Annotated in this window: 14 protein-coding genes; all 14 read right to left on the bottom strand. The window is 32.4% G+C overall.

What is annotated here, in order from left to right; genetic code table 11:
• Window positions 1-117: 117 nt before the first annotated feature.
• Window positions 118-435, bottom strand: coding sequence for a hypothetical protein (locus bsdtb5_RS19345; RefSeq protein ID WP_271713594.1), 318 nt, complete (start codon window positions 433-435; stop codon window positions 118-120).
• Between the two features lie 137 nt (window positions 436-572).
• Window positions 573-1,391: a flagellin N-terminal helical domain-containing protein gene (locus tag bsdtb5_RS19350; RefSeq protein WP_271713595.1), complete on the bottom strand. Its 819-nt coding sequence runs from the start codon at window positions 1,389-1,391 to the stop codon at window positions 573-575.
• 369 nt (window positions 1,392-1,760) lie between these two features.
• Window positions 1,761-2,246 (bottom strand): flagellar protein FliT, encoded by a 486-nt coding sequence (locus bsdtb5_RS19355; protein WP_271713596.1) that lies wholly within the window; start codon window positions 2,244-2,246, stop codon window positions 1,761-1,763.
• A 48-nt stretch (window positions 2,247-2,294) separates the two neighbouring features.
• Window positions 2,295-2,675: a flagellar export chaperone FliS gene (gene fliS / locus bsdtb5_RS19360; protein ID WP_271713597.1), complete on the bottom strand. Its 381-nt coding sequence runs from the start codon at window positions 2,673-2,675 to the stop codon at window positions 2,295-2,297.
• A gap of 135 nt (window positions 2,676-2,810) precedes the next feature.
• Entirely contained in the window at window positions 2,811-4,778 is a 1,968-nt protein-coding gene (gene fliD / locus bsdtb5_RS19365) for a flagellar filament capping protein FliD (RefSeq protein WP_271713598.1), read from the bottom strand.
• Window positions 4,779-4,789: 11 nt separating this feature from the next.
• Complete coding sequence (locus bsdtb5_RS19370; RefSeq protein WP_271713599.1) at window positions 4,790-5,200, bottom strand: flagellar protein FlaG; 411 nt, start codon at window positions 5,198-5,200, stop codon at window positions 4,790-4,792.
• Window positions 5,201-5,309: 109 nt separating this feature from the next.
• Window positions 5,310-5,543: a carbon storage regulator CsrA gene (gene csrA, locus bsdtb5_RS19375; RefSeq protein ID WP_271713600.1), complete on the bottom strand. Its 234-nt coding sequence runs from the start codon at window positions 5,541-5,543 to the stop codon at window positions 5,310-5,312.
• Between the two features lie 3 nt (window positions 5,544-5,546).
• Window positions 5,547-6,017, bottom strand: a complete 471-nt coding sequence (gene fliW, locus bsdtb5_RS19380; protein ID WP_271713601.1) for a flagellar assembly protein FliW — start codon at window positions 6,015-6,017, stop codon at window positions 5,547-5,549.
• Window positions 6,018-6,185: 168 nt separating this feature from the next.
• The gene (gene flgL, locus bsdtb5_RS19385) at window positions 6,186-7,679 is read right to left on the bottom strand and encodes a flagellar hook-associated protein FlgL (protein WP_271713602.1); all 1,494 of its coding nucleotides are present in this window, start codon (window positions 7,677-7,679) and stop codon (window positions 6,186-6,188) included.
• A gap of 85 nt (window positions 7,680-7,764) precedes the next feature.
• The gene (flgK, locus tag bsdtb5_RS19390) at window positions 7,765-9,603 is read right to left on the bottom strand and encodes a flagellar hook-associated protein FlgK (protein WP_271713603.1); all 1,839 of its coding nucleotides are present in this window, start codon (window positions 9,601-9,603) and stop codon (window positions 7,765-7,767) included.
• A 24-nt stretch (window positions 9,604-9,627) separates the two neighbouring features.
• Window positions 9,628-11,436, bottom strand: a complete 1,809-nt coding sequence (flgK, locus tag bsdtb5_RS19395) for a flagellar hook-associated protein FlgK (RefSeq protein ID WP_271713604.1) — start codon at window positions 11,434-11,436, stop codon at window positions 9,628-9,630.
• Between the two features lie 20 nt (window positions 11,437-11,456).
• Complete coding sequence (locus bsdtb5_RS19400) at window positions 11,457-11,972, bottom strand: flagellar protein FlgN (RefSeq protein ID WP_271713605.1); 516 nt, start codon at window positions 11,970-11,972, stop codon at window positions 11,457-11,459.
• Between the two features lie 18 nt (window positions 11,973-11,990).
• The gene (gene flgM / locus bsdtb5_RS19405) at window positions 11,991-12,269 is read right to left on the bottom strand and encodes a flagellar biosynthesis anti-sigma factor FlgM (RefSeq protein WP_271713606.1); all 279 of its coding nucleotides are present in this window, start codon (window positions 12,267-12,269) and stop codon (window positions 11,991-11,993) included.
• Window positions 12,270-12,809: 540 nt separating this feature from the next.
• Complete coding sequence (locus bsdtb5_RS19410) at window positions 12,810-13,979, bottom strand: FprA family A-type flavoprotein (protein ID WP_271713607.1); 1,170 nt, start codon at window positions 13,977-13,979, stop codon at window positions 12,810-12,812.
• Window positions 13,980-14,255: the final 276 nt, after the last annotated feature.

The following is a 14,255-nucleotide window of genomic DNA, read 5'->3' on the forward strand; positions in this document are numbered from 1 at the left end:
TATAATAACAAATAGTGACTGAATAGCTAATAAATATTCCTATCCTGCCCAATATCATAATTAATAATAATATTATTTTATTATTATTAATTATGATATCGGACAATAATAAGAATATTATTCATGTATTTGTTCTAATATCTCGTTAAACTGTTCTGTAATCTCATATTGTAAGATATCGGCCAAAAGTATAATATCTTTCGCTTCCATAGCATTTAATGCTTCTGTAAAGGTATCAACTATTTTCTTTTCATCAAGTTCAAAATCAGGATTTATTTTCTTATATTCAAAAATCAAATTAATTGCTTCTGTAATAGTTGTTATTGCTGTATTTAATTTTTGATATCCTAATGTTACTTCTTGTTTATATAAATGTTCTGTAATTTCATCGATTAATTTAAGCGAATCCTCAATTGTTTTTCTTACTGTAGCCATCGAAACCTCCTGCATGCTTTTATTAATAGAATGTACAAGTTTATAAATTATATTATAAATAATTCTTGTATTCTCTAAATTACAACTTTAAAAAAATGGAGCTGACCAAAGGTCCGCTCCATCCTTTATTAAATAAATTAGCCTAATAATGATAATACGCCTTGAGTTGATTTGTTTGCTTGTGAAAGCATTGATTGAGCAGCTTGTTGAAGGATATTACTCTTTGAGTAAGATACCATTTCTTTAGCCATATCAACGTCACGGATACGTGATTCAGCTGCTTGTAAGTTTTCAGATGTATTATCTGCATTAGCGATAGTGTGTTCAAGTCTGTTTTGAAGAGCACCAAGTTTTGATCTTTGAGTAGATACAGTAACGATTGCTTTATTGATTGTTGAGATTGCTTTAGTAGCTAAAGAATATTTAGATACTTTGTTTGCAATACCACTTACACCTAAAGCTTTAGCATTCATACTCTTAATAGAGAAGCTAATTTGTTGACCATTGTTAGCACCAACTTGAAGATGTTTTCCTGATAATGAACCATCTAAAAGTTTCATTGTATTGAATTCTGTTTGAGAAGCAATACGATTAACTTCGCTTGTTAAAGCTGTTAACTCTTCTTTGATTGCTTTACGGTCAGCTGTAACGTTAGTATCATTAGATGCTTGAACTGTTAATTCTCTCATTCTTTGAAGAATTGAAGTAGTTTCATTTAATGCACCTTCTGCTGTTTGGATCATAGAGATACCATCTTGAGCATTTGTAGAAGCTTGATCAAGACCTCTGATTTGTCCTCTCATCTTTTCAGAAATTGAAAGACCAGCAGCGTCATCTCCTGCACGGTTAATTCTGTAACCTGAAGATAATTTTTCAGTTGATTTTGCTAATTGTCCAGTAGTGATACCTAATTGTCTGTTAGTATTAGCAGATGTCATATTATGTTGAATAATCATGTGTATTTCCTCCTTGAATATGTAGCAGCATCCATGCTGCTATTTGTTTAGTTTTTAGTATTTACTTAAAGTTATCATTTCATCTTTTGTAAAGTTTGTTTAGCTAATTATCTTTTGTGTATCCGAGATATTTCATAGGCCGTACGCTCCTATTCCATACCCAATAAGTAAAGCTTGTTTACTTATTATATATATCGGATGTATTATAAAAAACTTTAGTGTTTTTATAATTTTTTTGTCTTTTTCTTTTGTTTCTTGGATTCTCTCTTAGGGGTTATCCCTAATTCGATCCAACAAGTAAAATATATTTACTTGTAATATATATCGATAGATTATGAATAAATCTTAATACCCGTTTATGACTTTTTTCTACTTTTTCTTATCCAAAAAATAGGATTGTCCTTGGTGCTGATCCGCCATGTTTTTATAATAGCTTGTAGCAGTCTTAGAACTAATTTTAAAGTCTTTAATTTCTTTCTTTTGGTTTGTCATATAAATCTCAAATGCGGATCGATTACGCTTTTCCATGGCTTGTATCTGAATACTCTTCTCTGTAACAAGTTTTATTAAGTCTTGTATCGTAATTATTTCCGCTTTATACTGTTCTTTATTTGTGATAAATTCATCCTTAACTCTACTATATAAAAGCTCAAACCCATCATTTAATTCATTTAATCTATCTATTAATACACCTTTTTCTTCTGTTGAATCATTAAATTTATCTATATCCATATTGCTACCAATGGATAACATTTTTTCTTGTTCTTTCGTTATGAGAATTATTTCATCTAAAACTTTAGCCTTAGTTCCTATTGAATTCACTAATAATTCTATATACGTTTTATTATTATTCAATTCACTTCCCCATTCCTTTTGTTCAACATGGAATCTAGTATTTTCGAATTATTTACCTTGTTTACTCAATTTCATAACTTCTTTCCATGTATCTCGCATATCTCTAATGTGATTTAATGCATCTTCAAGTATCTCTTTATCTTTTTTTATATTCGCTTCTACTAATCTGCGATATATATAATCATAGATTAAATCAAAATCTTTTGCTACAGGATACTTAAAATCTAATGTAGAACGGAATTCAACAATAATCTTTTCAGCTTTAATTATGTTATCACTTGCCTTCATTACATCATTATTTTCTATAGCTACAATTGCTATATTACAAAATTTAATTGCTCCATCATAAAGCATTAGAGATAAATCCGCTGGTGTTGCTGTTTGAACTTTACTGTTTTGGTAAGCTGCTGCTGCATTATTGTATGCCATAAAGCTTCCTCCTTGATTGGAATTTGAATGATTGTTTATTGTTTCAAATTACGACTTTATTTTATCATTTTTGATTCTTCTTAGCAAGGAAAATAAAAGAATGTCCATAATATGCACATTCTTTTATTTTAATTATTAACCTGTTATAGATGCCAATGCAGAAGTTGATTTTTGTAACTTAGCCATAGCAGTCTCCATTGCTGAGAATTTCTTATAGTAGGCATTTTCCATTGTATTCAACTTACTTTCCATCGTAGTAATATCTTTTTTATATTTATCCGCTTGCTTTGTCATTTCCTTATCATTGTAAAATGTTAAGGCACTTCTTAATGAGGTGGATTTCATTTTATCTGACATTGTATCATATAGATTCTTTGCTACCCCAGCTAATGTCTGCATTACAGCATCTGGGTCTTCTTCTAATGCTTTTTTCAATTTATCTGTATTGGCCTTAGTTTGCGCATCATCTGAATCTCCATCGATATGTAGTAGCCCGTACTCTGTATAATCTGTTGATGTATGGATTCCAAATGTGGCAAGATTCATATTTTTCTTTGTACCATCAATTTTCGTTACATCTTTAATAGTGGATGCCATACTGCTTTTAAATGATGTTGTTAAGGTCTCCAATGTGCTATCTCTTCTAAATAAGGAATCCTTGATTTTTGTTTCCCATTTCTCAACTTCTGAATCTGACATGGCTTCTTTTTGATCATCTGTTAAAGGTTCATATCCCTTTGCAGGTTTTGCATAATAGAGCGTATTCATTTCTTTTAAAATTTTATTGTATTCTGTGACAAATTTCTTCACTTTGTCGTAAATTGCCTGAGTATCTTTTGTTACGGTTACAGTTGATCCCGTCATACCAAGTAATGTTGCAGTTGGAGTAGCTGCACTTATTGGTGTTGCATCGGTTACTTGTTTTGCTTCAATCGTAAGCCCATTTATATTAACAGTATTTGAAGATTGCTCAAATAAAGCTCCATTATATACAATTTTACTATTTTGAGCATTTATCTTTGTAGCAGTGTTTCCCAGCCCTAATTTATCTAGTTCTGTTGAAGCACCCAATGTAGCATTAGCTGCATAAGTATCAGCATTCGCTTTTATATTGTTCTTTGTTGTTGCAGCGTCATTAACCGTTGCAGTATTTTCATATCGACTTACATATTCCGCTTCTAATTGGTCACTCGTATATGTTACTGGTGGAGTATATTTTGAAGCTTCATCAGCAATTGTTCCTTTAAAATAATTCTTTCTTAAGTTATATATATTATCAATTATTGATTGCTTCTCTGTTGATGATGTTGATACAGTATATGCATTCAAATAACTATCAACTTGATTCTTTAATGCAACAGGTATAGCAACAGTAGCATTAGATGTTGTACCAGTTGAATCTTTATTAACCATATTCTCAAATAAAGAATATATCGCAGTTTTTGCATTATCACCAGTTGCATTCGTTGTAACATCCGATGTTGTGATACTAAATGTATTATCAGCTCCACTTGCTTTTGAGCTTACAAATAATCTTCCTGAAGTACCATCTGAACTTACATCTATGCTTGCATTCAACCCAGCGTTTTGGCAAGCCTTGTTAAAATCATTAATTGTAGATGTAGATGTAACTGTAAAGTTAACTGTTTTTTGCTTAGCTCCTGTACCGCTTACTATCTTCATAACAGTACCATTAGTCATATTTAAATCTGTTGTTAATTTAGATGAAGCACTTAATTTACTTCCATTTGTAGTAGATATTTTTGCTCCTGTATACATTTGAGCACTTGCTAGTTGATTTACAACGATATTGTAACTACCAGATGGTGCAGTTGATGATGCAGTAACTGTAACTGCATTCTCATTTGATGATGTAGTCTTAAATGATGAATAAGACCCTTGTAGTCTCATGCTACTAGCATAATCGGTATAAAACGAATAAAGCTTGGTATTTAAATCTTTCCACTTTTCTTGTGACCAAGTTAACTTTGTTTGCTTATTCTTTATCTTAGTTTCTTTCGTCCTTTGTGCTGACATTAATTGTTTTACAATAGATTCTGTATCCATATTAGAAATCAAACCTGACATTCTAATGTTTGACATATTAATTCCTCCTATCGTTTCTCATCTACCAGCAAACCTGCTATTTCCCATATCTTCTTGAGTGACTCCAAGGTTCCTTCTGCTGGTATTTCTTTGATTATTTTATCCGTCTCTGTATCACGTATTTTAATAGAAACCCTATTAATATCTTCATGATACTTATACTCACATCTAGTCTTACTTTGAAGCAGTTTATTATTTGCTGCTGTCACTGCATCACGTATCTTCTTCTCAATTGAATTGTCCTCATTATTACTATCCTTTGACTTTTCATCTGATTTGTTTGCATCATTAACTCCATGCATCTTAGTTACATTTTGCTCACTTGTTGTTTGTGAAGAAGGAAATTGTTGACCCGATGACTGAGTTTTCACAACCTCCTTAATATAATTTTCTCCGTTGCCTATAGCGTCCAATGCCATTTAATTCACCTCCATGTTAATGCAACTATCATGTTCTTCTATAACATTTATCGACTAAATTGGTAAATAGTTTATAGACAAATAACTTGTAGATAAAAACTATTTTTAATTAATTTTTCTTCTGATCAAATAGATTTTGAATTGCATCTAATGCAATTTCACTTTTTGCAGCCTCACGATTCGATTCTTGTATTTGTAAGTATATTTCTTTTCGATAAATAGAAACCGATTTTGGGGCATTTATTCCTATCTTCACCTGATCACCTTTAATCTCTAAAATAGTAATCTCAATATCATTTCCAATGATGATGGACTCATTATTCTTTCTTGATAGGGCAAGCATTGATTATTCCCCCTTTTTTTCTTTTAATTTTTTAATCGTTTCATAAATCGGATATTTAACTTCATAGTCTTGATTCTCTACGATAATCTGACAAGCTTTTTTTGAATCTGAGTTGATAATAAAAGGTGCTTTTAAATTCGCTGTCATCTTTTCCAAATCGCTTGGTACTGTTATTGATAATAGAACTAGTAGATTATCATCCGTTAACTCTCCAAGTGGTTTTAATACATCGTCATTTACGGTTGGATTATAATCTTCTTTTACTAATAATGGATTAATAACAGGAAGTGCTAATGCAGGTTCTTCAATACTTTGTAGCCATGATATTGTATTTCCTTTTTCACTTTCATTCTCAATATTATAAAGAATTGTATACTTTTTGTAATCTTCAAACCCCATAATTCCATTATCAAATGTGATAATTTTGTCCTCATTCAAATCAATTTCACCGAATCCTTTTGTCTTAACTAGCATTGTATCTTCTCCCTTCGAACGGGTGGAAACCCCTTTATTTAAAGGCAGGGAATAGTCCCCTGCCTTCTTAATAATTATTACTCGTTTAATAATTGTATATCGATTAAGTTTTAATTACTCTAATATAATGACCATTTTAAGTAAAATAAAACAGAATTTTTTAGAAACTTAAATAAAATCCAACAAAGAATTGGTTAACGTCTTAGCCGTTGCGGACAATGAAGAATTATAAAGTGTCTGCGCAGAGTTAAATCTAATAATAATCTCCGCCAAGTCTACATCCTCATTATTAGACATCAACTCTTCTACTTGATCTGATTGTGTATCCAATCTGCTCTCTACTAATTGAAGACGAACATATCTACTTCCCAAATCAGAATTCTCAACATTTACAACGTTTTGCTGATCTTTAGATACTGATATTCCTTTATTATAGGCGTCCTTTAACACTTGAGTTTTTAATGTTTTCTCAGTATCAAGCTGCTCTTTTAAACTATCATAATTAGCTTGTGTTAAGGTTCCATCATCTAATCTCTTCTTAGCTTCTGTCTGCTTAGTTTCTGTCTGCTTTAATGATTCCATTGCATTAATGATATCATCAATTGTACGTCCCATATCAGGCTTAATAGCATCTTTAGCCTGAGTATTTACTGTTAATTTTTGATTATAATTGATTTCATACTGAATTTGTTGATCTTCTGATTTATAATCAATTTTTGTGGTAGCAATTTTTGCACCTGCAGAATCTAATTCATAGGATGTGCAGTCAAAGTAGTCCTCTGGTCTTACATCTCCTTCTTTAAATTCCTTCTTATCATATTGTATATTAATGTTCGTTGCAGTCTTTAAGTTATCGTAAGCTTCTTTATTATAAACAATTTCTCCAGTGTCAGCGATATAATGCGCTTGTGGTCCAGTTCCTGTAAAAGTATATGCATCTGTATCTGCAGAACTTTTAGGAGTAATAGTAATACCTGCACCGGCTGATGCTGGCGTTGTCGTAATTGTTGGAACGTAAACTGTTGGAGTTGTATTTGTATACAAATTGTCATAAGCTAATTGCGTACGATAAGTTTGTGTCATTGCTGGGGTATTAATCGTAGGTGCAGGTGTTGAAGTTGTAGGCACCGTATTTGTATTGGTAACCTGATTTGTAACTTCCAAATCACTCGCAGTAAAATGTTGTGTAATCGTATACTGCTTACTGCTATCTGCCTCGGTATAGATTAAACTTTTATTTGTCTTATAACCCGTAAATACGTATCTTCCTGCGTAATCCGAATTACCTTGTTTGTAGATCTCATCTTTATATTGTTTTAGATTCTGTACGATACTGTCTCTATCATCTGTTGATAATGGATCATTTGCACCTTGTACACAAAGTGTATTAATCTTACCCATTACTTCACTGATTGCTGATAGGGCTCCCTCAGTAACATCCATCCAGTTCTGGGCATCTGGAATGTTCTTTTCTTTATATTGTTGAACTTCTGTCATTGTTGTTCTTAATTTCAATGCTCTAACTGCTATAATTGGATCATCGGATGGTTTTTGAATCTTTTTTCCTGTTGTATATTGCTCTTCAAGCCTATTCAATGAGGTTTTATTATTTCCAACATTAATTAACGCACTATTTGTCATCATCTGATTGGTAACTCTCATGGTGTCCCTCCTTATAATTCATATAACTCTTCATCTATGATAAATAAAACAAGTCAGCTTTTTCTCTATTAGATTTCTATGATACTTACACACCAGTTCCATTAATCAATTTATCAAGAACTTCGTTCATAACTGATATTACCTTTGAATTAAGATTAAACCCTTGTTGATATTTAATTAATTTCATTGCTTCTTCATCTGAATCAACACCGGATACGGATAATCTTTGATTTTTTACTGTATTTAAGATATTTGTTTGACTTTTTGAAAAATTATTTGCTGTATTTGTATCTACACCAATATCTGCAATGAAAGAATGAATAAATTCAGTTGCTGATGCACCGTGAAATACAGATTTACTATTTTTTAACTTCAACATTTCATCAACTAGTTCTTTACTTTCTACGCCTTTGCTGATATTCGTTGTTGTTGCAATTTTCTTAGGATCATCCAATATTTTTTTGGTTACAGTAAAGTTGGCGGCAGTTATATTATAATAAGACGCACCTATTCCATCCGTATTGATATCTGTTGATAAATTGTAATTATTACCTGTGACTTTATCTGTTCCGTTAAAGAAATCAAGTGCTGGATCTCCATTCGCATCTTGAGCTGTAACTTTTAGAGTTCCCCCTACTACTTCTTGCTTTTTATGAATCGCATTAAATGCAGATGCGTACGTACGAACGCATTCATTCATTTTAGACATATAATAAGGAATTCCTTTGTAATCAATGCTCTCTCCAACTTTTGTACTCTGTCCTACCATTGCTGCTGCATCCGCTGTAGATGGTGTATCCTTCAAGTCGAAAGTATATGTATATTTACCATCAATACCTTTTTTAATACTAAAACTTTTATATACTAATTCTTGATTTCCTACTGTAATTGTTCCGCTTTGTGGAATATTCAATTTGGTAACATCATCAATATTCGTACTTTTTATAGAAAGTGTTGCTGGTGAAGTTGTATTATCAACAGCAGAAACGGTTCCTTTCAGGTTCTCATTATTATTACCATCTCTAACATCAATGAGTGATTTCAACGTACCTGTTAATGTTGCACTTTTGATATTAAAGTCATTACCGTTATCCCATTTAATATCATATAATCCATCTACATCGTTTTGGTTTATCTTTTCCTCATCCGATCTTGGAACTACTTTTAACGTTTTATATTCACTTGTATCAACTAGCATATTACCATCAATAAATACTTTATAGGTACTAAGCCCTGTTGAATTCTCTGATTTTGTTTCTAATACTTTTACATTTGCAATCTGTGATAAATCATCCACTAATGCGTTTCTTTTATCTCTAATATCATTTGCATTCTGCCCATTAATTTCAACTCGATTAATCTGTTGACTCAATGTTGCTATTTGTTGAGCAAGCGTGTTAACTTTTTTCACTTGATTTTCTACTTCAAAATTTAAACTCGTCTGTGATGCTTGTAAACTCTCAGATACTGAATTGAAATATTCAGTAAAGGTTTTGGCAAATCCTATCACATCGTTTCGATATGTAGAATCAAATGGATTAGTTGATAAACTTTGTAGTCTATCATAAAACTTATCAAATGTTGTACTAAAGCCAGTACCTTCTAAATCATTTAAATAATTTTGAATCTCTGTCATATATTGAGATTTTGAATTATATTCACCCGCTATAGCACTATTCTCTCTGTACTTAGAATCAAAATATTCGCTTCTTTCTTGCGTAACACTTGTGATTACAACACCAGTTCCTGCCATACCTGATGTATTGTGCGTACTGATTGGTGTTGATGCAGATTGATTCGCTGTTTGACGTGAATAGCCTTCTGTCTGTGCATTTGATATATTATGAGCTGTTGTATTTAACCCTGCTTGGTTAACATATAATCCCGATGTTCCAATTCCTAATCCCCAAAATGTAGATGGCATTTATTTCACCTCTTCCTTTTTCTATTATAATTTTGTTACGATATCTTCGAGCATTTGGCTAACAACATTTATGTATCTGGATGCAGCATTATAAGCATGTTGATATTTGATAAGGTTGGTTAATTCCTCATCTGTTGATACGCCTGCAACCGCTTGTCTTTGACTTTCTATATCATTAGCCAATTGATCTTGTGTATTACTTACTGTTTTGTATACTTCTCCTGCATTAGCGAGCTCACCGACAAACCCAGTGTAATATCCATAGAATGTATATTTTGTTAAGCTATTTGGATCTAAAGTTGAAAAATCTTTACGCCATACATTAATCAATTCTTCTGCTGTTTTTACATCTATATCACCAGTTCCTCCTGCCTTTGATAAAGGCATAAGGTTCGAATTCTTTTGAAGATTCTGATTTACTTCCAACTGGTCGGTCGTGTACAAAGAATATGGGTCTGTTTCGTCTGGTTCTTGATACACATAACATGTTTTCTTTGTCGCTGTACCTGTCCCACTATCCACAACATAAAGATCCATTTTCTGGAATGAATCCTGATTTTTTCTTTCAAATAATACATTTCCTGGCGTGTTATTGTCATCACTTCCAACTGGTGCATCTTCGGATAAGATCTTATATTTCTTAGTAGTATATGGTGCCGTTGCAGTCGCTGGAGGTACGATTGGTTGATTGCTAGCGTCTACCGCAACGTCTACCTCAGTTGATTGCACTGGACACAATACATTGTTAATTGCAGTCACAATACCATTGATTAATTTATCAAACTGTCCCTCAGCCAACATAATAGTAGAATTACTAATTACTTTATTATAGCGATCCAACTTGTCCTGATAATCTGTTGTCATTGGGTTTGGTGCTTCTCCAGGAATATCTGTATAATTGGCTGTATCATCACCACGAGCTAGTAGTAATCCTTTTAGATAACCTACGTCAGTTCCTTTTTCAGAAGAAGGTAAATTATCAAAATTATATACTTCCGTATTGGTATCTTCCCACTTTACATTATACATAGAGGAGGTACTTGTAGCCGGAGAGGAAGAATTACTCATTAATTCAACCTTCATGTGGTTTACATCCCCATCCCCAACTAGAAGATGTCCTTCTGTAAATACATAAAGACTTCCCCCTGATATTTCCTTGTAACTAATATCAGTTAATTTGCCAAGTTTATCTAACAATAGATTTCTAGAGTCTCTTAAGTCATTGGCTCTTTCTACACCAGCACATTCTACTTTTTGAATTTGCTTATTCAAATCATTAATTTGATCTACATAACTATTAATTTTATCTACGCTTGACTTTACCTCAGTATTAAGGCTTGTTTGATAATCTTTCAATTGTCCAGAAATAATCTGTGCTCTTTTTATAAAAGAATCTGCTGAAGCAACTAAGGTATCTCTCGCCACCTTATTATCTGATTGTTTTTGTAATTCTGATATGGAAGTCCATAAAGTATCAATGGAACTCTTAAACGGAACACCTTCTGTCTCCCCGAATATATCTTCAACCTCAGATACTGCACTATATTGAGCTTCATAGAAACCTTGTCTTCCTGTTTCTTTACGATATGCAGTATCTAAGAATTCATTTCTTAATTGTCTAAGTCTATCAACCGCATCACCATAACCAACCTGCATCTTTGAGGTAGTTGATACGCCGATTGTTTGATAATATGTGTCCTTTAATAGCACTTGCTGCCTAGAATAACCTTTGGTATCCGCATTCGCAATATTATGTGCTGTAGTATTTAGTCCGTTTTGGCTAGTCTGTAATCCAGATACGCCAACATATATGCCTGTCATTGAGCCACTCATGATTTCACCTGTCCTTCTCTCTATTGCTTCGCGTCAAACATCCCTGTTCTCGAAGCGGGTGCATCTGTTGTATAAGCACCTCTTGTATAGTTATTATTCCCTGGTGACATCCGTGTACTCTGAATAAAATTCATATTGAATTCTATCATCTCAAGGGATTGTTCTATTAACGATTTGTTATGGTTGTTTATATCAACCAGTCTTTGAGTTGTTACTTTTAGATTATCGTGAATTTTAGATAGTTGTTCTTGTTCTTTTGGTTGTTTTTCTAAAATTTTAATGATTGTTTTTAGATTTAAGGTACTTGGGTCTTTGTTCAAAACTGTACCAATATTCCTTATTGTATCGACTCTTTTTTTCTCAAGTTTCGCAATAATTTCAATTTGTTCTTGTTCTTTATCTGTAATCTCTTGAAGTGCATCTAAATCATTCTTTACGATTACTTGAGTCTTTCTGTCAGCTATTGGTATTAGCGCCTTATATATCTCATTTTCTTGCTTAAGAGTATCGATTAGTTCTTCCATCAAGCTTGCCAATAGTGATACCTCTTTTCTTTATATAATTTCATCATGATATTGATTTACTAGTTTATCTACTAAATCATCATCAGATACGTTATAAGTTCCGGCCTCCATGCGCGCTTTTAACTCGTTAATCTTATCCATTCTAACATCAGAAGTATTAGCTACAGCAGCTTTTGCCACTTGATAATCCTTACCGAATTGTGATATTTCTAATTGATCTGCTTTTGACTTTTTACTAACTGATTCCACTTTTGTTGTGAAGTTTGCTTGATATATACTGCTTACTTTTTGAAATGCATCGATTCTCATTTGATTCACCACCTTTTCTTCTTCTTGTTTCTATTCAGTCAAACCTTATGATCGGTTTTTCTCTGTTTTGAAACTCCTATATTAATTGCCTGCACGAATTCCCTTTCATGCAATTTCCCCTGCTATATCATATTTATCGGATGTTTTTCATTTTATATTATAGTTTTATAGTAAAAAAATAAATTTTTACTTAATTTTACATGTTGCTTTTTACATTATGGAATATAAATCCATTATTCATAACCTTTTTGCGGAATTATCAACAAACTAAGAAATTGACTTGTGAACCAATTATTAATCTACCACAATAAATATCCCCTAAAAAAAGAGGTATTAGAACCAGAATTCACTGTTTCATAATACCTCACTACCAGCTTAAACCCAGAGTATGAATTCCAATGAATACATTTATTTCTATGAATGTAATAGCTTTTATTCTATAGTATTACTCTATTCATCATATAAATACTATTTTTAGAAATAAATACTCATTAGAAACGGCAACTTTAGGTTGTATGTTTTAGTTTTTGTGTCTCTATCCTACTCTACGATTTGTGCAACTTGATCTTCAATCTCACGCAATTGCTCTTTTGTTGGGATATAGTTTATCTTAAGAGGTTCCATTACAATATCGCATCCCATTCCCTCTAACTCATCGTTTACAAGTTTAGTTCCTTGACCTCCCCATCCGTAAGAGCCAAATGCAAATGCTTTTTTCCCTTTTGGTGCGAAACCTTTTAGATAAGTTAAGAATCCTCCAACTGTTGGTAACATGTTATTATTTAATGTTGAAGTACCTACAATAACATATTTTGCATTTAATACTTTTGTGATCACATCCGAAATGTGTCTTGCCTTTAAGTCAAATAACTCTGCAGTTACACCCTTTTTTGCAAAACCTTCTACAATAGAGAATGCCATCTTTTCAGTAGAATGCCACATAGAGTCAAAAACAACAACTGCTCTATCTTCCACTTCATCACTGCAGAAATATTCATATTTTTCTATAATATCTTTCATATATTTGGTCCAGATAACACCATGGCTTGGTGCAATCATTTCTAATTCAAGACCTTTTACAATCTCTAATGCTTTAGCTGCTTGCTTTCCATATAACATTAGAATGTTCGCGTAATATTTTTCTGCCTCTTGCATGACTACGCTTAAGTCAACTTCGGTATCAAAGTGCTTATTTGAAGCAAAATGTTGACCAAAAGCATCATTAGAAAATAAGATTTTCTCTTCTGGACAATAAGTTACCATATTATCTGGCCAGTGAAGCATTGGTGTTGCTACAAATTGTAAACTTCTCTTTCCTAAAGATAGGGTATCCCCAGCCTTTACTGTCATGAAGTTATAGTGATCTCCATAATGAGCTTGTAACCCTTTCAAACCACTTGGAGCTGATGTTACAATTGTTGCATTCTTCGCTACTTCCATAACTGCTGGAATAGCTCCTGAATGATCCATCTCTACATGGTTTGATACAAGATAATCTATCTTCGTTGGATCGATAATCTCTGAAATACGATCTAATAGTTCGCCTGCAAATGGCTCCTTTACGGTATCAATTAAGGTTATCTTCTCATCAATTATTAAATAAGCATTATAGGTTGCTCCATGATCTGTTGTATATCCATGAAAGCTTGTTGAATTCCAATCCACTGCACCGACATAATAAATTCCATTTTTCACTTCTAATCTCTTCATATTATCGTCTCCTCCATAATAAAATCAGCATATTTACATATTTAACTATATCTCTTTGCTATATTCTAACCTATATGTAGCATAGCAATTCATACCTTCTCTATTGAAATATATGTAGCTTTGCGTTATAACTAAAGTCCAAATGGTATCTACTTATCTTACTTATTGAATGCTTAATTAGACGTTAGGTAATCTAAATCACTTTACTTATTACGCTTCACCACACATAAGAACAATTACTATTATTCTAGTCTATTAGTATTATATTACAACCAT

Source organism: Anaeromicropila herbilytica (assembly GCF_016591975.1).
In the GTDB taxonomy this organism is placed as follows: domain Bacteria; phylum Bacillota; class Clostridia; order Lachnospirales; family Lachnospiraceae; genus Anaeromicropila; species Anaeromicropila herbilytica.